The sequence below is a fragment of the Pantoea dispersa genome (genome assembly GCF_019890955.1).
Lineage (GTDB): Bacteria > Pseudomonadota > Gammaproteobacteria > Enterobacterales > Enterobacteriaceae > Pantoea > Pantoea dispersa.
In genome coordinates, this window is sequence record NZ_CP082347.1 from 224,524 (window position 1) to 247,168 (window position 22,645).

21 protein-coding genes are annotated in these 22,645 nt (G+C 59.4%); 15 read left to right on the plus strand and 6 right to left on the minus strand.

Annotation, left to right across the window (positions count from 1 at the left end; all coding sequences use genetic code 11):
• The 7 genes from K7H94_RS19770 to K7H94_RS19800 are packed head-to-tail and all read left to right on the plus strand — an operon-like array spanning window position 1 to window position 6,028.
• Window positions 1-675, plus strand: coding sequence for a DUF1028 domain-containing protein (locus tag K7H94_RS19770; protein WP_222952328.1), 675 nt, complete (start codon window positions 1-3; stop codon window positions 673-675).
• Window positions 676-690: 15 nt separating this feature from the next.
• Window positions 691-1,842: an acetylornithine deacetylase gene (gene argE / locus K7H94_RS19775; RefSeq protein ID WP_222952329.1), complete on the plus strand. Its 1,152-nt coding sequence runs from the start codon at window positions 691-693 to the stop codon at window positions 1,840-1,842.
• Window positions 1,843-1,880: 38 nt separating this feature from the next.
• Complete coding sequence (locus tag K7H94_RS19780) at window positions 1,881-3,023, plus strand: ABC transporter ATP-binding protein (protein WP_021509498.1); 1,143 nt, start codon at window positions 1,881-1,883, stop codon at window positions 3,021-3,023.
• Between the two features lie 3 nt (window positions 3,024-3,026).
• Window positions 3,027-4,034, plus strand: coding sequence for an NAD(P)H-quinone oxidoreductase (locus tag K7H94_RS19785; protein ID WP_058758802.1), 1,008 nt, complete (start codon window positions 3,027-3,029; stop codon window positions 4,032-4,034).
• Window positions 4,031-4,645: a glutathione S-transferase gene (locus tag K7H94_RS19790; protein ID WP_222952330.1), complete on the plus strand. Its 615-nt coding sequence runs from the start codon at window positions 4,031-4,033 to the stop codon at window positions 4,643-4,645. The genes K7H94_RS19785 and K7H94_RS19790 overlap by 4 nt, the downstream gene beginning before the upstream one ends.
• A gap of 10 nt (window positions 4,646-4,655) precedes the next feature.
• On the plus strand, window positions 4,656-5,102 hold the full coding sequence (locus tag K7H94_RS19795) for a type II 3-dehydroquinate dehydratase (protein ID WP_058758800.1): 447 nt from the start codon (window positions 4,656-4,658) through the stop codon (window positions 5,100-5,102).
• A complete protein-coding gene (locus tag K7H94_RS19800; protein ID WP_222952331.1) occupies window positions 5,099-6,028 on the plus strand; it encodes a 2-hydroxyacid dehydrogenase in 930 nt (309 codons plus the stop codon). Before K7H94_RS19795 ends, K7H94_RS19800 begins: the two co-directional genes overlap by 4 nt.
• A gap of 5 nt (window positions 6,029-6,033) precedes the next feature.
• Here K7H94_RS19800 and K7H94_RS19805 read toward each other — a convergent pair whose 3' ends face one another.
• Window positions 6,034-6,996, minus strand: a complete 963-nt coding sequence (locus K7H94_RS19805) for a LysR family transcriptional regulator (RefSeq protein ID WP_021509493.1) — start codon at window positions 6,994-6,996, stop codon at window positions 6,034-6,036.
• 364 nt (window positions 6,997-7,360) lie between these two features.
• Between K7H94_RS19805 and K7H94_RS19810 the strand changes: the two genes are divergently transcribed.
• The 4 genes from K7H94_RS19810 (at window position 7,361) to K7H94_RS19825 (ending at window position 11,495) form a co-directional block, all read left to right on the plus strand.
• The gene (locus K7H94_RS19810; protein ID WP_058758799.1) at window positions 7,361-8,392 is read left to right on the plus strand and encodes a polyamine ABC transporter substrate-binding protein; all 1,032 of its coding nucleotides are present in this window, start codon (window positions 7,361-7,363) and stop codon (window positions 8,390-8,392) included.
• Between the two features lie 69 nt (window positions 8,393-8,461).
• Window positions 8,462-9,316, plus strand: coding sequence for an ABC transporter permease (locus tag K7H94_RS19815; protein ID WP_021509491.1), 855 nt, complete (start codon window positions 8,462-8,464; stop codon window positions 9,314-9,316).
• Between the two features lies 1 nt (window position 9,317).
• Complete coding sequence (locus K7H94_RS19820; protein WP_021509490.1) at window positions 9,318-10,136, plus strand: ABC transporter permease; 819 nt, start codon at window positions 9,318-9,320, stop codon at window positions 10,134-10,136.
• 108 nt (window positions 10,137-10,244) lie between these two features.
• Window positions 10,245-11,495, plus strand: coding sequence for a flavin-containing monooxygenase (locus K7H94_RS19825; protein WP_058775056.1), 1,251 nt, complete (start codon window positions 10,245-10,247; stop codon window positions 11,493-11,495).
• 389 nt (window positions 11,496-11,884) lie between these two features.
• Here the strand turns inward: K7H94_RS19825 and mqo are convergent, their stop codons facing one another.
• Window positions 11,885-13,531, minus strand: a complete 1,647-nt coding sequence (mqo, locus tag K7H94_RS19830) for a malate dehydrogenase (quinone) (RefSeq protein WP_222952332.1) — start codon at window positions 13,529-13,531, stop codon at window positions 11,885-11,887.
• 367 nt (window positions 13,532-13,898) lie between these two features.
• Between mqo and leuC the strand changes: the two genes are divergently transcribed.
• From leuC to K7H94_RS19850, 4 genes are read left to right on the plus strand one after another with little or no spacing between them, the layout of a single operon-like run.
• A complete protein-coding gene (gene leuC / locus K7H94_RS19835; RefSeq protein WP_222952389.1) occupies window positions 13,899-15,320 on the plus strand; it encodes a 3-isopropylmalate dehydratase large subunit in 1,422 nt (473 codons plus the stop codon).
• A gap of 1 nt (window position 15,321) precedes the next feature.
• Window positions 15,322-15,945, plus strand: a complete 624-nt coding sequence (leuD, locus tag K7H94_RS19840) for a 3-isopropylmalate dehydratase small subunit (RefSeq protein ID WP_058775054.1) — start codon at window positions 15,322-15,324, stop codon at window positions 15,943-15,945.
• A complete protein-coding gene (locus tag K7H94_RS19845; protein WP_141496038.1) occupies window positions 15,942-16,856 on the plus strand; it encodes an alpha/beta fold hydrolase in 915 nt (304 codons plus the stop codon). The genes leuD and K7H94_RS19845 overlap by 4 nt, the downstream gene beginning before the upstream one ends.
• A 30-nt stretch (window positions 16,857-16,886) precedes the next feature.
• Window positions 16,887-17,849, plus strand: coding sequence for a LysR family transcriptional regulator (locus K7H94_RS19850; RefSeq protein ID WP_141496037.1), 963 nt, complete (start codon window positions 16,887-16,889; stop codon window positions 17,847-17,849).
• Window positions 17,850-17,873: 24 nt separating this feature from the next.
• Here K7H94_RS19850 and K7H94_RS19855 read toward each other — a convergent pair whose 3' ends face one another.
• The 4 genes from K7H94_RS19855 to K7H94_RS19870 all read right to left on the minus strand — a co-directional run bounded on the left by K7H94_RS19855 (window position 17,874) and on the right by K7H94_RS19870 (window position 22,641).
• Window positions 17,874-18,179 carry a YdgH/BhsA/McbA family protein gene (locus K7H94_RS19855; RefSeq protein ID WP_021509483.1) on the minus strand — a complete coding sequence of 102 codons (306 nt, stop codon included), beginning with the start codon at window positions 18,177-18,179 and terminating at the stop codon, window positions 17,874-17,876.
• Between the two features lie 283 nt (window positions 18,180-18,462).
• Window positions 18,463-20,331 carry a low affinity potassium transporter Kup gene (gene kup / locus K7H94_RS19860; protein WP_215800960.1) on the minus strand — a complete coding sequence of 623 codons (1,869 nt, stop codon included), beginning with the start codon at window positions 20,329-20,331 and terminating at the stop codon, window positions 18,463-18,465.
• A gap of 591 nt (window positions 20,332-20,922) precedes the next feature.
• Complete coding sequence (locus K7H94_RS19865; protein ID WP_222952333.1) at window positions 20,923-21,723, minus strand: MetQ/NlpA family ABC transporter substrate-binding protein; 801 nt, start codon at window positions 21,721-21,723, stop codon at window positions 20,923-20,925.
• 114 nt (window positions 21,724-21,837) lie between these two features.
• Window positions 21,838-22,641, minus strand: a complete 804-nt coding sequence (locus K7H94_RS19870) for an MBL fold metallo-hydrolase (protein WP_222952334.1) — start codon at window positions 22,639-22,641, stop codon at window positions 21,838-21,840.
• Window positions 22,642-22,645: the final 4 nt, after the last annotated feature.

Genomic DNA, 22,645 nt, shown 5'->3' on the forward strand with positions numbered 1-22,645 from the left:
ATGACGTTATCGATTGTTGGACGCTGTGCGCAAACCGGCCAGCTGGGCATTGCGGTCAGCTCGTCGAGTATTGCGGTCGGCGCACGCTGTCCGTGGCTGCGCGCCGGCGTCGGCGCGGTCTCCACGCAGAACATCACGCTGCCGGCGCTGGGCCCGCGCATCCTTGATCGGCTGAGTCAGGGCGAGACGGCGCAGCAGGCGCTGCAGAGCGGCCTTGCCAGCGATGACTTTTTTGATTATCGCCAGCTTACGGTGCTGGCGGCCGACGGCAGCAGTGCCTGCTTCAGTGGAACGCACACGCTGGGGGTGAATCACGCGCTGCGCGGCAGCGACTGCGTAGCGGCCGGTAATTTGCTGGCGAATCCCGAGGTGATTGCGGCGATGGTCAGCGCGTTTACGCAGCAGCCGGGCGAACTGGCCGCACGGTTAATCGCGGCCATGCAGGCCGGGATGGCCGCCGGAGGTGAAGCCGGGCCGGTTCATTCGGCGGCGCTGGCAGTGGTGGGCGAACCGTCGTGGCCGCTGGTTGATCTGCGCGTTGACTGGACGGAGGGCGATCCCATCGCAGAACTTCATCAGCTGTGGCTGGCCTATCAGCCGCAGATGCAGGATTACCTGACGCGCGCGCTCAATCCCACGCTGGCACCCCGTTACGGCGTGCCGGGTGATGAATAAGCGTGAGGAGACGCGATGCTGACCAGCCGTAACCTGCTCGAACATCTGGTGGCTTTCGACACCACCAGCCGCGAATCCAATCTCGCGCTGATCGATTTCTGCTGGCGCTACCTCAGCGGGCTGGGCGTGACCTGTGAACTGATGCACAACGCAGAACGCAGCAAGGCCAATCTCTATGCGCGGCTCGGGCCAGCCGGCAGCGGCGGGGTGATGCTATCGGGTCACAGCGATGTGGTGCCGGTTGATGGCCAGACGTGGACGGTGCCGCCGTTTGCGCTCACCGAACGTGACGGCAAGCTGTACGGACGCGGCACGGCAGACATGAAAGGCTTTCTCGCCTGCATGCTGGCTGCTGTGCCGCATTTTCTCGCCCAGCCGCTGCGTCAGCCGCTGCATCTGGCTATCTCCTATGACGAAGAGGTGGGTTGCCTCGGCGTGCGCTCGCTGGTGAAGGCGCTGGCGCAGCGCAGCGATCGACCGGCGATCTGCCTGATTGGCGAGCCGACAGAACTGCGTCCGGTGCTGGGCCACAAAGGCAAGCTGGCAATGCGCTGCGAAGTGCAGGGCGCGGCCTGCCACTCGGCTTACGCGCCGCAGGGCGTCAATGCGATTGAATACGCCGCGAAGCTGATCCAGCGCTTAACCGTCATCGGTGAACGTCTGGCGGCGCCGGAACGACAGGATGCGCGCTTCGATCCGCCATTTAGCACCGTGCAAACCGGGGTGATCCACGGCGGACGCGCGCTGAATATCGTGCCTGACGCCTGCAGTTTTGATTTCGAAGTGCGCACGCTGCCGCAGGAGGATGCGCAGCAGGTGGCAGAGGAGCTGGTGACGTATGCACAGCAGACGCTGGAGCCGCAGATGCGCGCGGTGCAGCCCGCCAGCGCCATCCGCTTCTCGCCGCTCAGCGCCTATCCAGGGCTGGATACCGCCGCGCACAGTGCCGCGGCACAGCTGATTGCCCGGTTGAGCGGCAGCGACAGCTTCGGCACCGTGGCGTTTGGCACTGAAGGCGGACTGTTTGCCGCCGCCGGCATCCCCTGTGTGGTGTGCGGTCCCGGCAGTATGGAGCAGGGCCATAAGCCCGACGAATTTATCACCCTCGCACAGCTGGACGCCTGTGACAGCCTGTTACGCCGGCTGGCGACCTGGATGTGCGAATGAACCCGCGACGAGCCACCCCGTCCGAATCCGGAGATTGTATGGTCAGTGCAGAAGTAACCCCGTTTCCGCAGCCGCTGTCATCGGCGCCGCATAAGGCCAACGTGGCGGTGCAGCTGGATGGCGTCCTGAAGCGCTTTGGTGATGCCATCGCGCTGCATAAAATTTCTCTCACCATCCACGAAGGTGAGTTCATTACGCTGCTCGGCCCGTCCGGCTGCGGCAAAACCACGCTGCTGAACCTGATGGCCGGCTTTGCCGAAGCCGACGGCGGTGAGATTTTTATCGATGGCGAACTGGTAACGGAAATCCCGCCCTATCAGCGCGAGATCGGCATCGTGTTTCAGAACTACGCGCTGTTTCCGCACATGACGGTGGAGAAAAACGTCGGCTACGGCTTGCGTATGCGCGGCGTGCCGAAAGCGGAGATCGCCGAGCGGGTCGGGCAGGCGCTGGCGCTGGTGAAGCTGGCGGGTTATGGCCAGCGCAAGCCGCGTGAACTGTCCGGCGGGCAGCAGCAGCGCGTGGCGCTGGCGCGTGCGCTGGTGATTCGCCCGAAAGTGTTGCTGCTGGATGAGCCATTCTCCGCGCTGGATAAAAATCTGCGGTTATCCATGCAGGTCGAGCTGAAAGCGATTCAGCGCAAACTCGGCGTGACTACGGTCTTTGTTACCCACGATCAGGGCGAAGCGCTGAGCATGAGCGACCGCGTGGTAGTGATGTCGGCCGGACACGTGCGCCAGATTGGGCCGCCGGATGAGATCTATCGCCGCCCGCAGGATCCGTTTGTCGCCAGCTTCGTCGGTGACGTGAATATTCTGCCGGGCCGCTACGCCGGCCGCGACACCAGCGCGCTGCTGGAGCTGGGCGGTAACACGCTGCGCCTGCCGGCCAAACGGGTGCAGGCCAGCGTCGGCGACCGGCTCGATGTGTATGTGCGTCCGGAAAATGTGCAGCTGGCGCCGCTCGGTCCGCAGGCGCTGCTCAGCGCCACGGTGCTGACGCATGTGTTTCAGGGCGATCACGTTGACGTGCACCTCGACATTCCGGCGCTCGGCAGTGCCTCACTGTTTGCCCGGCAGTCCGGACTGGAGGCGCTGACGCGCTGGCCGGTCGGCAGCGTGGTAGGGCTGACGTTTGATGACGAGGGCGTTTGCGCCTTCGCCAGCGACGCACAAGGTTAGCGCATGGCAACGGAAACCATGACGGCGATCATCGCCGCGCAGCCGGGTGGTGCAGAAGTGCTGACTGCGGTGCAGCGCCCGGTGCCGCAGCCGGGACCGGGCGAAGTGCTGCTGCGCGTGGTCAGCGCTGGGGTTAACCGGCCCGATATTCTGCAGCGCAACGGCATGCCACCGCCGCCAGGCTGCAGCGATATTCTCGGGCTGGAAGCGGCGGGCGTCATCGTTGCGCTCGGCGCAGGCGTCAGCGAACTGCAGCCGGGCATGGCGGTGATGGCGCTGCTGAGCGGCGGCGGTTATGCACAATACTGCGTGGCGCGCGCCGACCTGTGCCTGCCGGTGCCGGACACGTTGCCTCTCAGCCACGCGGCGGGTTTTCCCGAAGCCGCGTTTACCGTCTGGCACAACCTGTTTGAGCTGGGCCGTCTGATGCCGGGCGACAGCGTGCTGATTCACGGCGCGGCCAGCGGCGTGGGCACGCTGGCGATCCAGTGCGCCCAGGCTTGTGGCGCGCGGGTGATTGCCACCGCCGGCGGTGCAGAAAAAATTGCCGCGCTGCAGCAGCTGGGCGTGTGGCGCGCCATTGATCGCCATAGCGAAGATTTTGTGGCGGTGATTCAGACGCTGACCCGGGAACGCGGCGTGGATGTGGTGCTGGATAACGTCGGCGGCGACTACATTGCGCGCAACCTCAGCGTGCTGGCAGCGGGCGGGCGGCACGTCAGCCTCGCCTTTATGCAGCGGGCCACGGTGGAGATCGATTTACAGCTGATTATGCGCAAAGGCTTAAGCCTGACCTCTTCCACGCTGCGACCGAAAAGCGCAGCGGAAAAAGCGCGTCTGGCGCAGTGCGTGCGCGCCCATCTGCTGCCTTTACTGGCCGCCGGGCGCATCACGCCGCAGGTGCATCAGCGATTGCCGCTGACGGCCGCCGCGCAGGCGCACCGCATCCTCGAAGCCAATGCCAATATCGGCAAAGTGCTGCTGCTGCCAGATGCGGAGGCTATGCCATGATGGAACTCTATTACGCCTCTACCTCGGCTTACGTGCGAAAAGTGATGGTGTGCGCCCAGCTGCTGGGTCTGGCGCCGGAGATCACCCTGCTGGCGTCGGCGGCGCACCCCATCGAGCGCGATGCGCGCATTGCCGCGTTTAATCCGCTGGCTAAAGTGCCGGCGCTGCGCACCGAACAGGGACTATGTTTATACGACAGCCGGGTGATCTGCGAATACCTTAACCACCGCGCCGCGGGCCAGTTGCTGCCGGCAGACGGCGAGGCGCGCTGGCTGTGCCTTACGCGCCAGGCGCTGGGTGATGGGCTGCTGGACGCCGCGCTGCTGGCGCGCTACGAAACCAGCGCCCGCCCGCTGGAAAAGCAGTGGTCAGCGTGGCGCGATGCGCAGCTGACCAAAGTGGCGGCTGCGCTGGCGGCCATTGAGCAGCAGGCGGAGGCGTTCAGCCGCACGCCTGACGATCTCGGGCTGATCGCCATCGGCTGCGGATTGGGCTACCTCGACTTCCGTTTTGCTGAACTCAACTGGCGCGCCACGCATCCGCAGAGCGCCGCCTGGTTTGCCCTCTTTGATGCGCATCCGGCGATGGCCGCGACGCGCCCGCACCTGTAACGGAGCCGCAATGTCTCAGATTTTCTTTCTCAATGGGCCCAATGCCAATCTGTACGGCATGGATCGCCACGGTACTTACGGCAGCGACAGTTTCGCCAGCATCGGCGAGCGCTGTCAGCGGCGCGCCGACGCGCACGGCCTCAGGCTGCAGTTTCGTCAGAGCAACCATGAAGGAGTGCTGGTGGACTGGATTCAGGAAGCGCGCCAGCAGGCGGACGGGCTGATCATCAATGCCGCCGGGTTGTCGTACCGATCAGTACCGATTCTGGATGCGCTGCTGATGTTCGATGGCCCGATCATCGAAGCGCACATGAGCAATATCTGGCAGCGCGAGCCGTTTCGTCATCAGTCGCTGGTGTCGAAAGCCGCCACCGGCGTGATCGCCGGGCTGGGCGCGCTGGGTTATGAACTGGCTATCGATGCGCTGGCGACGCTGCTACAGGAGCCCAGCGCATGACGACGCTGGTGTTTTATAGCGAGTTCGACAGCTTCGAGGCGTGGTCGGCGCTGCTGGCACCACAATTACCGGATGTCACTATCTGCCGTGCCGATCAGGTTGCGGATGCCGATAGCGTGCAGTTTGCGCTGGCGTGGAAGCCGCCGCGCGGCTTTTTTGCCCCGTATCGCCAGCTGAAACTGCTGGTGAATCTGGGCGCGGGCGTCGACTCGCTGGTGGGGCGCGACGACCTGCCTGACATCCCGATCGTCCGGCTATCGGACCCGGATATGGCGCGCATGATGGCCGGTTACGTGCTGTTTGCCGTGCTACGTTACGCGCGTGACATACCGGCATTTGAGCGCGCACAGCGTGAACGTCGCTGGCATTATCTGCATCCGCGCGAGCCGGCGTCGATTCGCGTGGGCGTGTTGGGGCTGGGCGAACTGGGTGCGTACGCGGCGCGCGAGCTGGCGCGTCAGGGCTTCGACGTGCGCGGCTGGTCGCGGTCGCCCAAAGCGCTGGACGGCATTCACTGCGTCAGCGGTGCGCAGGCGCTGGATGCGTTTCTGGCCAGCAGCGACATTCTGGTGGTGATGCTGCCGCTCACGCCGCAAACCCATGGTTTGCTGGATGCGCAGCGTCTGGCGCGGTTGCCACCGGGTTGCGCGCTGATCAACGTGTCGCGCGGCGCGATTATCGATCAGCCCGCGCTGACCGCGGCGCTGCAGAGCGGACAGATCGGGCACGCCACATTAGACGTGTTCGATCGTGAGCCGCTGCCGCCCGACGATGCGCTGTGGGGCATGGAGAATGTGCTGATCACCCCGCATCTGGCGTCGGTGGCGATCCCTGCCAGCGCCGCGCGTCAGGTGGCTGATAACATCCAGCGGGTGATGCGCGGCGAGCCGGTGCTCAACCAGGTGTTTCCCGCGCGGGGTTACTGAGCGCGTCAGGCGACGCGCACCACCTGCGGGTCGAAGTAGCTTGGCGCGGCCATGCCGGGAATGTATTGATCGGAGATGAACATGCGGCAGCGTTCGGCGAAGGCGTTGACCACCATCGACTGCTGCACGTGGGCCACCGTGGCGTATCCCAGTAACATCGGCCGGTTCACGCCGGCAAGGCGCACGCGGATCACCCGTTTGCCATCCTGCGACAGATTGGCTTTGGGCCGCACATTGGCGATGCCAAATCCCACGCCGTTGGCCACCATCGCGCGTACCACTTCCATATTGCCAGAGCGCATCACAATGTTGGGCGTGACGCCCGCTTCGCTAAACAGGCTGAGAAAATATTCGCGGCTCCATGGCATATCCAGCAGCACCATCGGCACCGTAGCGAGATCCTGAATGGTCACCGCAGACTGACTGGCAAACGGGTGATGTTCGCCGACCATCACATACGGCGGCAGCTGCGCCAGCGACTGAAACGCGATGTCGCTGGCCGGCACCAGATCGTAGGTCAGCGCGATATCGATATCGGCGGCGCGCAGCTGTTTCAGCAGCTGTTCATGATTGCCCTCCACCAGCGTGATGCGCACGCCGGGGAAGGCACGGCCAAAGCCAAACACCAGCTCCGGCGTCAGCATCGGGGCCAGCGTGTCGAGACAGCCGACGCGCAGCGGGCCGCGCACGTTATTCAGCGACTCTGAGGCGATGGTATACAGATTCGACATCTGTTCCAGAATCAGCTTCGCCTCTTTTAATACCTGATGGCCAATGGCGGTGAGCGACACGCCCTGCGCGTGGTGGCGCACAAACAGCTGCACCCCCAGCTCGGATTCGATGTGGGTAATGGCGGCCGAGATCGACGGTGACGACACGTGAATACGTTCGGATGCGCCAATAATGCTGCCGGCTTCGCCGGACGCGACGAAGTATTCCAGCTGGCGCTGGGTGATGCGACTGAGCATGCAGATTCTCCTGGTGTCGCCAGCGCGATCTTGTCGCGCCGGCTTTTCTATTTACCCCTGTTTCCATGCATTTATCATGCCGGACAGCGAATGGCAGCATAATCCCCTGCCTGGGCCTTCACGCCCATTCGCTTCTGCCTCACTAAGGCTTAAGAAAATCCGTTGCAAAGCAGCGACTTTTTTAGCGTCAGAAATTCCGATGCAACGGCGAGGAAAAGGCTGTTTTACCGCAGCAGCGGCCAGCGGCAGAATCGCTGTGACACCTGCTTTTCACTTTCGCACTGTTTTGGCGCAGCGCGCCGTGGCGAATCAACGGTGGTTCAGAGCAGCGATAACAGCCTTTTCATTCACTGGGGACAAAAATATGTTGCGTAAGATGTGTGCCTTAACGTTGTTAACCACGGGAATTCTGAGCGCAGGGAATGCCATGGCCGCCGACAAGCTGATTGTCAGCACCTGGGGCGGCAGCTTTAAAGATCTGATCGATCAAACCATCGCTAAAGAGTTCACCAAAGAGACCGGCGTCGAAGTGCAGTTCGTCACCGGCGGCACCATCGATCGCCTCAACAAAGCCAAACTGGCGGGCGGTTCGCCGGAAACTGACGTGACCTTTACCACCGCGCACGTCGGCTATCTGTATGCCAACAGCGGCCTGTTCGAGAAGCTCGACATGAGCAAAATTCCTAACGCGGTCAATCTGGTGCAGCAGGCGAAAGTCAGCCCGTATCATCTTGGCGTGTGGGGCTACGTCTACACCATTGGCTACCGTCCGGATTTGGTGCCGAAAGGGGAAACCTTCACCAGCTGGAACGACCTGTGGAAGCCGGAGCTGAAGGGCACGCTGGCGCTGCCCGACTGGGATCCGAGCCACATCATCGCCGTGGCCGCCAAACTCTCCGGCAGCGATGCGGCGCACTGGCAGCAGGGCCAGGCGAAGCTGAAAGCGCTGATTCCTAACATCAAATCGTTCTACACCGATGATGCCAACAGTCAGCAGCTGATCTCCACCGGAGAAACGCCGGTGCAGGTGATGCTGTCGATGAACGCCTACAGCATGATTGCGGAAGGGGTCAACATTAAGCTGGCGATACCGAAAGAGGGCGCGATCCTCGGCGTGGATACCGTCGGCATCAATAAAGGCAGCAAACATGCCGATCTGGCGTACAAGTTCATCAACATCGCACTGAAACCGGAAATTCAGCAGCAGGTGGCGAAGATCTATCGCGGTAGCCCGACGGTGACCAACGCGCATATCGATCCGGAGCTGGCGAAACTGCCAGGCATGCTGACCACGCCGGCGCAGTGGAATGCCACCATCAATACCGATCCCCAACTGCGTGCGGAGAAAACCGCCGAGTGGCGTCAGTGGTTCTCTGAAAACATCATGTCTCACTGATTGTCCTGGTGCTGCGGCGGGGCGGGTGCCTCGCCGTAGCCGGTAACACCTATGCAGGCAGTAACGTCCATGACGAAAAAACCGACATTTTTACCCTGGTTCATTCTTCCCGCCACGCTGACCGCGATGGGGCTGGTCGTCGCGATGTTTGCGGTGATGCAGTTCAGCGTGCGTGCATACATCCCCGGCTCGCTGGATGTCGGCGGCTTTACGCTGGCCAATTTCAGTGGCCTGTTCAAACGCATCTATGGCGACGCGTTTCTCAATACCGTGCTGCTCAGTGCCAAAACGGCCCTGTTTGGTTTGCTGATGAGTTACCCACTGGCCTATGCGCTGGTGCGCACCCGCACTGCGTGGATCAAATCCACCATTCTGATCATCGCGATTACTCCGCTGTTTCTGGGGGAAGTGGTGCGCACCTATTCGTGGATTATCGTGCTCGGTAATAGCGGCTTTCTTAATAGCCTGCTGCTGGCGCTGGGCATCATCAGCCAGCCGATCCAGTTTATGTTTACCCAGACCGGTGTGGTGGTCGCGCTGGTGCATGTCACCATGCCGATCATGGTGCTGATGCTGGCGACGGCGCTGTCACACATCAATCCGGACTACGAAAAAGCCGCCACCAGCCTTGGTGCCGGGCCGGTCCGCGCGCTGCTGACGGTGACCATTCCGCTGTCCATTCCCGGCATCATCGCCAGCCTGACCACCGCGTTTGCCTGGACCTTCAGCGCTTTCGCGACACCACAACTGATTGGCGGCGGGCGCGTCAGTACCGTGGCTACGCTGGTGTATCAGCTGGGCTTCTCCTCGATGAACTTCCCGTTTGCCGCAGCGCTGAGCATTGCTGGCCTGCTGCTGACCATTCTGCTGCTGCTGGCGCTGAAGCGCATGACGCGCTTCCTGCACGCCATGGGAGGGCACTGATATGACCCGTTCTCACAACGACAAACTGATTGCGCTGCTGGGTAAACTGCTGGTGATCGCCATTCTGGCGTTTGTCATGTTGCCCACCGTCGTGGTGTTTATCTCGTCGTTCAGCAGCACCTCCGTGCTGTTCTTCCCGCCGAAAGGCTGGTCGCTGCGCTGGTTTGAGCGGGCGCTGAGCTACGACGATTTTCGTCACGGCTTCTGGTCCGGACTGATTGTCACAGCATGGGCGTCAACGCTGGCGGTGGTCATCGGTGCCACGCTGGCGATTGCCATCGAGCGCTATCGCTTTCCCTGCAAACAGGTGCTGGAGAGCATTCTGCTGTCACCACTGTTTATTCCGCATTTCACCATTGGCCTCGGCCTGCTGATGCTGGTGTCGCAGCTCAACCTGGGACGCGGCTACGCGCTGGTGATTTTCTGCCATGTGGTGTTGGTGCTGCCGTTCGTGCTGCGCAGCGTCTATGTATCGCTGAAAAATCTCGAGCAGCGGATAGAACTGGCGGCGGCCAGCCTCGGCGCATCGCCGCTGCGCGTGGTATGGACCATTACCGTGCCGCTGATTCTGCCGGGCCTGTTTGGTGGCTGGCTGTTCGCGGCAATTCTCTCATTCAATGAATTCACCGCCTCGCTGTTTATTACCACCCAGGCGACGCAGACGCTGCCGGTGGCGATGTACAACTACGTGCGCGAATTTGCCGACCCGACGCTGGCGGCGCTGTCGGTTATTTATATTGTGGTGACCGCCGCGATGTTAATTATCGCCAATAAGTTTTTCGGGCTGGGGAAAATATTAAACGTTGAGGCCGGGCATTAATTTCGCTGTGCCATCGGGCCGCCGTTAAACATGACAACCTGGTGTTAATCGCCAGCGGCGCAATATTTGCGCCGCGCTGGTGGCATGCCAACTATTCGGGGATGACCTATGTCAGTAGAAAAAATCAATACCGTGATTGTCGGAGCGGGCCAGGCGGGTATCGCCATGAGCGAACATCTGGCGCAGATGCAGATCCCGCACGTGGTGCTGGAGCGCAGCCGCATTGCCGAGCGCTGGCGCTCCGAACGCTGGGACTCGCTGGTGGCAAACGGCCCGGCGTGGCACGACCGCTTTCCTTCGCTGAAGTTTGATAACATTTCACCGGAGGCGTTTCCGCCGAAAGAGCGCATGGCGCAGTATTTCGAGGATTACGCAAAGATGCTCAACGCGCCGGTGCGCACCGGGGTTGAAGTACAGCAGGTGACGCGGCTGCCCGGACGCAGCGGCTTCCGGGTGGTGACGTCGGTGGGAGAATTCGACGCGGACAATGTGGTGGCTGCCACCGGGCCGTTTCAGAAGCCCGCGTTCCCGGCCATCGTGCCTGAAGGCGCGGTGCCGCAGCAGATCCACTCATCGGCGTACAAGAATCCACAGCAGCTGGCGCCCGGAGCGGTGCTGGTGGTGGGTGCGGGTGCGTCCGGCACCCAGATTGCCGAGGAGCTGCGTCAGGCCGGCCGCGAGGTGTTTCTGTCGGTCGGCGAGCACTACCGCCCGCCACGCGCCTATCGCGACCGTGATTACTGCTGGTGGCTTGGCGCGCTGGGGCTGTGGGACGAAGTGAAAATCAAGCCGAAGAAACAGCACGTGGCCTTTGCCGTCAGCGGCTATGAAGGCGGTAAAACCGTGGATTTCCGCCGGCTGGCCCATATGGGCATTACGCTGGTCGGCATCACCGAGCGCTGGGATAACGGCGTGCTGCGCTTTGCGCCGGGGCTGGCTGAGAACATCGCCGAAGGTGACAGAGCTTATTTCGAGGTGCTGCGCGATGCGGATGCGTACATAGAACGCAACGGGCTGGATTTACCGGCCGAGCCGCAGGCGTGGGAGCTGTTGCCGGATCCGGACTGCCTGTTAAATCCGCTGATGCAGCTGGACGTGCAGGCGGCGGGCATCAGCACCATTATCTGGGCCACCGGGTTTAAATTTGATTTCAGCTGGCTGCAGGTGGATGCGTTTGATGAACAGGGCCTGCCATTCCACAAGCGCGGTATTTCTGCCGAGCGCGGTATTTATTTCCTTGGCCTGCCCAATCTGGTCAACCGGGCGTCGTCGTTTATTTACGGCGTGTGGCACGATGCGAAATATATTGCCGACCACATCGCGCTGCAAAATGCCTATTCGGATTATGTGAAGTCGTAATTATTTTCCCAGGTGCGCATGAATGCGCACCCTACGGAAGATTCACAAAGCCCGCACGTACTGTTGCCTTGCAACCTTTGAATTAGCACGATAAATCGTGCCGCTACACCAGGTGCGGTTGGAAGATGCAGTAATCACAACGCGCACAAACCGTAGCGGCGCAATTTATTGCGCAACAGGCAGCAGTGCGATGGACAACTAGCACGATAAATCGTGCCGCTACATAAGGTGCGGCTGCAAGGTGCAGTAATCACAGCGCGTACAAACCGTAGCAGCGCAATTTTATTGCGCAATCTGACACAGCATTCAGCCAATCCTCAGACAAAAAAATGCCGGTGGGCGATTACTCGCGCACCGGCATCGGTTCGATTGACTCAGCGATGGCGCTATTACAGCGCCATATCCTGCTTCGCGGACTCTTCGCGCGGTTTGGCCTGCGCAGGTGCCGACTGCTGATCGTCCATGTTAATCACTGGCGGTTTGGTCAGCTGCAGCACGGATGCGGTGTTATCCCATACCTGCTGGGTCAGCGCGGTGTTGCCGTTCAGCTTCTGGCCGAAGCTTGGCACGATAGCGCGGATCTTCTGCTGCCACTCTGGCGACGCGAACTGCTGCGGGAACAGCTTCTGCATCACGTTCAGGGTGATCGGTGCCGCAGTTGATGCGCCCGGAGAAGCACCCAGCAGGGCCGCCACGGTTTTCTGCTGATCGGTCACGATTTCGGTACCCAGCTTCAGCACGCCGCCTTTCTCAGCATCTTTCTTGATGATCTGCACACGCTGGCCGGCCTGAATCAGTTTCCAGTCCTCTTTACGCGCGTTCGGGTAGTACTCTTTCAGCGCGGCAAAGCGGTCGTCATCGTTCAGCATCACCTGACCAATCAGGTATTTCACCAGGTCAAAGTTATCGATGCCCACGTGCGTCATCGGCATGAAGTTGCTGGTGGTGGTGGCGCTCAGCAGATCGAACAGCGAACCGTTCTTCAGGTATTTGGTCGAGAACGTGGCGAACGGTCCAAACAGCACCACTTTTTTACCGTCGAGGTTACGGGCATCGATGTGCGGTACCGACATTGGCGGTGCGCCTACGGAAGCCTGACCATACACTTTCTGCAGGTGACGGCTGGTGATTTCCGGGTTTTCGGTCATCAGGAACGAACCGCCCACCGGGAAACCGCCGTAGTTATCGGCTTCAGGAATACCGGTTTTTTGTAGCAGCTTGATCGCCGCACCGCCCGCGCCGATGAATACGTATTTCGCATCCACTTCACGGTTTGCGCCGCTCTTCACGTCTTTGATGGTGACGTGCCAGGAGTTGTCGCTGTTGCGTTTGAAATCGGTGACCTCAGAGGAGGTTTCCAGCTTGAAGTTCTGATCTTTCTGCAGGCTGCCGATCAGCTGACGGGTAATTTCACCGTAGTTCACATCGGTACCCACCGGCGTCCAGGTGGCGGCCACTTTCTGATTCGGATCGCGACCTTCCATCACCAGCGGTGCCCACTGCTCGATCTGTTTGTGATCGGTAGAGAACTTCATGCCCTGGAACAGGGTGGTTTTCTGCAGCGCCGCATAGCGTTTGGTCAGGTATTCGACATTTTTGTCGCCCCAGACAAAGCTCATGTGCGGGGTGGAGTTGATGAACGAACGCGGATCGTGCAGCACGCCACGCTGTACCTGGCTGGTCAGGAACTGGCGGGTAATCATGAACGATTCATTGATTTCCAGCGCCTTACTCACATCGATGGAACCGTCTGCACGCTCTGGCGTGTAGTTCAGCTCCATATTGGCAGAGTGGCCAGTACCGGCGTTATTCCAGCCGTTGGAGGATTCCAGCGCGACGCCGTCGAGACGCTCAACCATCAGTTGTTTCCAGCCCGGTTGCAGCTCCTGCAGCCAGGTACCGAGCGAGGCGCTCATGATACCGCCGCCAATCAGCAGCACGTCGGTTTTTTCTGGTGCGTTCTCAGCGTGAATCGCTGAAGAGACAAGCAGTGCCGTCAGCGAAAGCGCGGACACAAGTTTTTTGGTCTGAGTCATGCCAGTCCTGTTTATTCTTTGCAGATGAACGTTAAAAATTCGGTTGGCAAATTAAAAGATTGTTACGAAAAGATTAACTTGTTTTTAGTTAATTAACTATTGATGGCAATTAATTAACTTTCATAAAAGCGGGATGGCGAAATAAACGGCAGGAATACAGCAGCAGTGCGGGAAAAAGCAACAATATATCCGCTAACGGAGCGCGGTTATTATTTATAACCACGGGCAAGACTTAGGTCAAATTAAATCCGCCGGCGCGATGACAAATCATGCACTATCACTGCACGGAGCGTGTTGATGATCTGACGCCGAATGGGTTTACCCTAAGGTCTCTGATGACTTGTTTAACTTTCGCGTGGACATGAGCATGGCGGGCAAAACCCTGTATGAAAAGCTGATCGAACAGCATGTGGTACGTCACCTGGACGATGAGGGGCACGTGCTGCTCTATATCGACCGGTCAATCCTCAATGAATACACCAGCCCGCAGGCGTTTAGCGGTCTGCGCGACCGGTCGCGTCGCGTGCGCCATCCGGCCACTATTCTACTCAACGTCGACCACGTGAACCCGACGCGGCCAGTGCGCGATGCGGCGATGACCGACGCTGGCGGTCAGCTGCAGGTCGATTACTTCCGCAAAAATGCTGAACACTTTGGCATCGAGCTGTTTGACGTGCTCGACCCGCGACAGGGCATTGAACATGTGGTGGCGCACGAGCAGGGGCTGGTGATGCCGGGGATGGTGATTGCCGCCGGCGACAGCCATACCACCACTTACGGGGCGTTTGGCGCGCTGGGCTTCGGCATCGGCACCTCGGAAATCGAGCACCTGCTGGCGACACAGACGTTGATTTATCGCACGCTGAAAACCATGCGCGTTGAAGTCACCGGCGAGCTGCCGTTTGGCTGCGCCGCCAAAGACATCGTGCTGGCGTTGATCGAACAGATTGGCGCATCCGGCGCTACGGGGTATGCGATTGAGTTTACCGGCAGCGCGATTGATGCGCTGAGCATGGAAGGGCGTATGACGCTGTGTAACATGGCGGTGGAAGCCGGCGCGCGCGGGGCGATTATCGCGCCGGATGACAAGGTCTACGCTTACATTGCCGGCAAACCGCAAATGCCGGTGGGCGAACTGTGGCAGCAGGCGCTGGCCGAGTGGCGCACGTTGCGCAGCGATGATGATGCGGTATTTGACCGGCAACTGACCATTGATTGCAGCGATCTGGAACCGAAAGTCACCTGGGGCATCAGCCCGGATCAGGCCTGCGCCATCAGCGGCCACGTGCCTAATCCGGCTGACGAACCCGATCTGGTGAAACAGCAGGCGATGAAAAATGCGCTGCACTACATGGGGCTGCAAGCCGGCACGCCGCTGGCCGGCATTGCCATCACCCACGCGTTTATCGGCTCCTGCACCAACGGGCGCATTGAAGATTTGCGCGCTGCGGCAGCGGTGATTGGTACCCGCAAAATCGCGCCGCACGTGCGCGGCATCATCGTGCCGGGCTCAACCCAGGTTCGGCAGCAGGCGGAGGCGGAAGGCCTGGCGGCGATCTTTATCGACGCCGGCTTCGAGTGGCGTCAGTCGGGCTGTTCGATGTGTCTGGCGATGAACGAGGATGTGCTGGCATCGGGCGATCGCTGCGCATCGGGCACCAATCGCAACTTTGCCGGCCGTCAGGGCGCGGGCGCGCGCACTCACTTAATGAGTCCGGCGATGGTCGCCGCCGCTGCGCTGGCGGGCCATCTGGTTGATGTTCGTCACTATCTGCAATCCGGGGTGTAATATGCAAGCTTTCACTACCATCACCGGCAAGCTGGCACCGCTGCCGGCTGCTAACATCGATACCGATGTGATTATGCCCAAGCAGTTTCTCAAAGGCATTGACCGGCAGGGGCTGGATCGCGGCGTGTTCTTTGACCTGCGCTTTCTGGCCGACGGTGCACCAAACCCTGATTTCATCCTTAATCAGCCGGGCTGGCAGAACGCGACGTTTTTGCTGGTCGGTGCCAATTTTGGCTGCGGCTCCAGCCGCGAACATGCGGTGTGGGGGCTGAATCAGCTGGGCATCCGCGCGATTATCGGCACCAGCTTCGCCGGCATTTTTGACGATAACTGCCAGCGTAACGGCGTGCTGACGCTGAGTCTGAGCGAGGCGGATTATCAGCGTCTGAGCGCGGTGGCCGCCGATGCGCAGCGCAACACCATCAGCGTGTCGCTGGAGCAGCAAACCATTCAGTTCGCGGATGAAGTGATTCACTTTACGGTCAGTGCCCTGAAGCGCGAAATGCTGATCGGTGGCGGCAGCGCGGTGGACTGGACGCTGCAATATGAAGCGGATATCAGCCAGTTTGAAGCGCAGCACTTTGCGCAGCGTCCGTGGCTACAGCGCACCAGGGAGCAACCATGAGTAAGATTATCGACCGCGGCCCGTCGCCGTTTATCGCCGGTTTTACCCTGCAGGATGTGACGCTGGATAATGGCGTTACGCTGCGCGTGGCCAGCGGCGGCAAGGGCTCGTCTTTACTGATGCTGCACGGCCATCCGCAAAATCATCTGGCCTGGCGTAAAATCGCACCACAGCTGGCGCAGCATTATCAGGTGATCCTGCCGGATTTGCGCGGCTACGGTGACAGCGACAAGCCCGCCAGTGACGCTGAGCATCTGCCGTATGCCAAACGCAGCATGGCGCAGGATATCAGCCAGCTGATCGACGCGCTCGGCCTGCAGCGCGTGGCGTTTGTCGGCCACGATCGCGGCGGGCGCGTCGGGCACCGGCTGGCGCTCGATCATCCGGAGAAAGTCAGCTGCTGCGTGTTTGTCGATATCGCACCCACTGCCACCATGTACGCGCTGACCGATCAGGCGTTCGCCACGCGCTATTTCTGGTGGTTCTTCCTGATTCAGCCGCACCCGCTGCCGGAGACCATGATTGGTCACGATCCGGCGTTCTTTTTGCGTAAACACATTGATGGCCAACTGAAAACGCCGGGCGCGACCGAAGCGGCGGTGTTTGAAGATTATCTGCGCTGCTATCGGGATCCGGCGATGATCCACGCAGTATGTGAAGATTATCGCGCCGCCGCCAGCATCGATTTGCAACACGATGCCGCTGACAGCGACCGGCGCATTGCCTGTCCGCTGTTACTGCTGTGGGGCGAAAAGGGCACGGTCGGTCAGCTGTATGATGTGGTGCACACCTGGCAGGACAAGGCGCTGCAGGTGCAGGGCGAGGCGTTACCGTGCGGCCATTCACCGCAGGAAGAGGTGCCAGAGCGGTTTCTGCACTCGCTTCAGCGCTTCCTGGGATCTGTGTTATAACCACGTGGCGTTCACTCACCATGTGCTGTTATGAAAATACTGCTTGCCGGAAAAAGTTATCAGAAGCCGTTACAGGGTTGGCCGTCGATTGAAGACCTGTACGTGTTTATCAGCGTGGCGCGGCATGACGGTTTCGGCCGCGCGGCGATTGAGCTGGGTCAGTCACCGTCTTACATCAGTAAACGCATCGCCATTCTGGAAAAACAGCTGGAGACGCGGCTGTTTTTCCGCACTAACCGCGTGATGCGCCTGACGCCGGAAGGTGAAAAAGCGCTGGAGGGCGCGTTGCAGGTAGTGCAGGAAATGGATGGCTTTCTCAATAATTTCCGTCAGTGGCGCGGCGAGCTGACCGGGGAAATTACCGTCGGCTGCTCATTTGGTTTCGGTCAGGACTATTTATCGGATGCGGTTTCGGCATTTATTCACCAGCATCCGTCGCTGAATATTAAACTGATGCTAAGCGATCGGGCATTCGATTTGCTACAGAGCGGCACGGATGTGGAAATCTGCGTTGGCGACGATCTCAATCCTTCCTATATTGCCCGCCGGCTGATTGCCAACCGGCGCATTTTATGTGCCGCGCCAGCGTATTTATCCCGCGCCGGTATGCCAGCCTCGCTGGATGCGTTAATTCATCACAGCTGTCTGATCATTAATGAACGCGATAATTCATTTGGTAACTGGGCATTGACCAATGGCGAGCAGCAGGTGTTGTGTCGCCTGAACAGCCATTACTCTTCCAATAGCGGCAAGGTGATTCTGCACTGGGCGTTGCAGGGGCATGGTATTGCGCTGCGTTCAGCGTGGGATGTGGCGCCGTATCTGGCGACGGGCGAGCTGGTGGCGGTATTACCGCAGTGGTATCAGGAAGCCAATATCTGGGCGGTGTATACGCAACGCGGCGCAGAATCGCAGCGTATTAAAGTTTTTCTCGATTTTCTCGCCGCCTATTTTAATGAAAAAAGCCTGCCGGAAATGACGGGCAGGCCATAAACAGAAAACGCGTTAATCCGAGCATCAGCCGTAAGCCACCTTATCATTGATGTGATACAGCGTGGCGGTGGCCGCCATCACGTGCTGGCCGTCGTGGCCCGGCTCATGCGATTCAACGTCGGTGATGTGATAACCGACGGCTCCGGCCGCCTGGGCTTTTTTCACAATGGCGTCTGTTAACTCTTCCATTGACGTGGCCCAGCTTACGGAGGTCACACCCGCTGGATGGATTGAAGATAATTCGCGGTGCGTCAAATCGGCGCGAATTAAAACCGGTTTAACATTTTGCGGCGTAAAAATGGAAATCACATCGTTAATTAACGCTTTCATGGTCTTACTCCTCAAAAATAACAACAGAGCCGGAAGTGAATTAACCGATCCTGAGATCGTTGTTTATTGGTTTATACATTCCGGCAAAGCGCACGGTGAATCATCATGCCGGTAGGGTTAATAAACACCTTTTGAGGTTATGCGTTTTAGCTTTAATTGCTAATCAGATGTTAAGAAAAGTTCCGCCACAACTCCGGTAATGTTTCGCTAATATTTTTTCATCTGCTTACATTTACCGCGCAGAATAAAAGGCGGGAGGAGCAGGCCATCCGTGGCCTGAGGTTTAAAATTCGCGCTGACCGCCCAGCTCAATCACCCGGTTGGGCGGAATATGAAACTGCTCATGGGCACGTAATGCATTGCGCTGGCAGAAGTGAAAAATTCCGCCGCGCACCCGCGCCAGACCGCGGCGTTTTTTCATCACCAGCGTATCGTGTGCGGTAAAAAATGACGCTTCATTCACCGTGCAGCCAAAACCTTCCAGTCCGCACAGATGCAGAATCTCGGCCATCGACGGCACTTCACGCCAGCCGTAGGCGGCAGTGACCTGCCAGAACGACGGCGACAATTGCGTAATGCTGATGCGCTGCTGGTTATAGACGCGCGGCGTATCAGTGGTGCGGATATGCAACAGCACCACGCGGCGGTGCAGCACGCGGTTATGCTTGAGGTTGTGCAACAGCGCCTGGGGAATTTCAAACTCCTTACGCGCGAGGAAGATGGCGGTGCCCTCGACGCGGTTCGGCGGATTGCTCTCCAGCGATTTTATCAGCGCCAGTAAACCGTCCTGATCGTTATTCAAACGGCGAATCAGGCGGTTACGCTCGCTGCTCCAGATCAGCATCAATCCCATCATGGTCAGCGCCAGCAGCACCGGTACCCAGCCGCCGGACAGCAGTTTCATCAGGTTGGCGATGAACAGCGGCACGTCGACCACCAGCATACACAGCAGGAACAACAGCGCCAGCGGCAGCGGCCAGCGCCAGTTACGCAGCGCCACCACGCCCGCCAGACAGGCGGTGATCACCATGGTGCCGGTCACTACGATGCCGTACGCCGAGGACAACGCCGACGACTGACGGAAAGCCAGCACAATCAGCATCACGGCGGTGAACAGCAGCCAGTTCACCACCGGAATGTAAATCTGCCCGGACTCGGTATGCGAAGTAAAAATGACGCGCATCGGCGGTAAAAAGCCCTGGCGAATGGCCTGATGCGTCAGGGTATAGACGCCGGAAATCACCGCCTGCGCCGCGATGACCGTGGCCAGCGTTGACAGTACAATCAGCGGAATCTGCGCCCAGCCGGGAGCCAGATTAAAGAACGGATTGTTCAGCGCCTGCGCATCGGCGATCACCAGCGCGCCCTGGCCGAAGTAATTCAGTATCAGCGCCGGCATGGCGATCACCAGCCAGGCGAGACGAATCGGCGCTTTGCCCAGGTGGCCCATGTCGGCATACAGCGCTTCCGCGCCGGTCACCGCCAGCACCACCATGCCCATCGCCGCGAGCGAGAGCGCTTTGTGGCTGAGCAGGAAGGTCAGCGCATAGGACGGACTGAGCGCGTGCAGCACTTCCGGGTTGAGCAGAATACCGCGTATACCAAGTGCGCCGATGGCCACAAACCAGACAAACATTACCGGGCCAAACACCCGGCTGACCTTTTCCGTGCCGTGTTTCTGGATAATGAACAGCAGCGCGAGAATGGTGAGCGCCAGCGGCACCACATATTTTTCCAGCCCGGGCGAGACCACCTGAATCCCTTCAATGGCCGACAGCACCGAGATGGCCGGGGTGATCACGCCATCCCCATAGAAAAATGCGCCGCCAATCAGACCGGCCAGCACGATGATATGACCGGCTTTGCGGCCAACGTTGCGGCGTGCCAGTGACATCAGGGTGAGAATGCCGCCTTCGCCGTCGTGGTCGGCGCGCATCACGAAGCAGACATATTTCAGCGTGACGATGAGCGTCAGCGCCCAGAATATCAGCGACAGAAAGCCCATCACCGCCAGCGCCGACGGCGCGCCGTCCGGCAAAATCGACAGACACTCTTTGAGGGTATACAGCGGGCTGGTACCGATATCACCAAACACGATGCCGGCGGCGGCCAGCATGCCAGCAGGCAGAGACTGTTTCTCTGATTGACTCATACATTTCCTGTTTTTTCAGGGAGAAAGGGCGAGCGCCATCAACCGCACTGGCGTGTCGCAATCACCCACTTTTATGCTGGCGAAGATAGCGTTTCAGCGGCGTAATCGGTAGGGGTTGGCGTTTTTTTGTACGCGATTTTTATACCAATCGGCCAAATTTTTACGCCATTTTTACACCGCTGCGGCTTTTTCAACCTGAAGTGTAGACGATTCAGACAGCAGGAGAAGCGGGCTGGCTGGCAGAAAATGGGATGGGGAAGCGCAGATAGCGAGATGACTAAAAATACAGGAAATAGCGATGCTAAGACTTTGTACCAAAAATTATGTCCGTACCCTCTGACCGCACAATTTGTAGCGGCGCGATTTATCGCGCTAAGTTAAACACTTCACAGTTGCCGGAATGCGCAATGAATTGCGCCGCTACGATCCGTGCGGCATTGTATTTCGGCACCACCATCCTGCACACATTGTAGCGGCGCGATTTATCGCGCTGAGTGAAACACCGCACAACTGCCCGAATGCGCAATAAATTGCGCCGCTACGATGGGTGCGGTAATCCTGTTCCTGCCTGCATCAACAGGCAGGTAATCCTTACCAACCCTTAATAATATCGCCTTTATAAATCTCGTTGGCTTTATCCAGTACCGGCTGTGACTGGAACGCTTCTTTCAGCTTCTGCACGTTCGGGCTGTCTTTATTATCTTCGCGCGCCACAATCGCATTCACATATGGCGACGCTTTGCCTTCCATAAACATCCCGTCACGCGAGGCGGATAAATTCACCAGCGCGGCAAAATTATTATTAATGATCGACAGATAAACCTGCGGATCGTCCAGCGTGCGCGCCAGCTGCGGCGTATCCACTTCCACAATCTTCAGCTTTTTCGGGTTATCGGTAATATCCAGCGTGGTCGGCAGCAGACCGGCTTCGGGTTTCACCTTCAGCAGGCCCTGCGCCTGCAGCAGCAGCAGGCTACGCCCCAAGGTGGTCGCCTCGTTAGACACGGTCACGGTAGCGCCATCCGGCAGATCCTGCAGTGATTTAATCTTGCGTGAATAACCGGCAATCGGGAATACGAAGGTATTGGTCACGACGGCAAATTTATATCCGCGCTCTTTGGACTGCATCTCCAGATAAGGCAGGCTCTGGAACGCGTTGGCGTCGACATCTTTATTGTACAGCGCTTCGTTCGGCTGCACGTAATCGTTAAACGCCACCACATCGACATCGAGCTGATATTTATCGTGTGCCACCTGCTTCACGGTCTGCCACAGCGCCTCATCCGGTCCGGTATTGATCGCAACTTTGATTTTGTTGTCGTTGTGGTTGTCACAGGCGCTGAGCAGGGTGACAGAGGCCGCCAGCAGGGCGGTAAGCCATGTTTTTTTCATTGTTTGCAGGTTTCCTTATGTTTGCAGGAAACCGACTATAGTATACGTCCAGACGTCTGTACATCCGTGCGCGGTGCGATCGCCTGGTATTTATCCAGCGCGCCTGTGTAAGCGCTACGGCTGTGGATGTTGCAGACAGGCCAGATAGCGGCGGCCCGACTGCTGCACCGCCTCATCGGCACGCGCGAGAATTTCGCGGCCGGCAAACGCGCCGTACAGGCGCGTAAACTTCACGTCCTGCAACCGCTGCAGCATGGCTGTCACCGTGGCGCCGGCCAGCGGTAGCATATTGGGATAGCTCCACATAAACGAAACCGCACTGGCACCGGGCGTTACCTGCAAAATATCGCCGCTCATCAGCACGCCGCCGTCGTGCGCCCAGTGCAGCACCGTGCCGCCGGCAAAGTGGCCGCCGAGACGTAACAGCCGCACGCCCGGCAGCAGATCACAGCTGTCGCCGTGCCAGGGCTGCAGACGGGGCGATGCGCGCATGATCCACTCGCTGTCGCTGGCGTGCAGATACACCGGTGCGTCGAAGGCGTCGGCCCAGTCCTGCATGGTGCTGTAATAGTGGGGATGGGAGATGGCGATGGCGTGCAGGCCGCCGAGCGCACGCAGCAGCGTGACGGTGGCGTCATCCAGATGCGCGATGCAATCCCACAGGATATTGCCGTGCGGCGTTTGCAGCACAAAGGCGCGCTGGTTGATGGCAAAATCCGGTACGGTTTGCAGGCTGAGCAGCCCGGGCGCCAGCTGTTGCCACTGGTTTTGATGCGAGGCGCGCAGCGCAGACTGATCGATCCACTGCTGCCCGCCGGGCGGCACAAACTGGCGTTCATCCTGACAAATGCGACACTGCGTAAGGGCAGGTTGCTGCTGCTGATAAGACGTGCCGCAGGCGGTACAAATGGTGATCATGGCT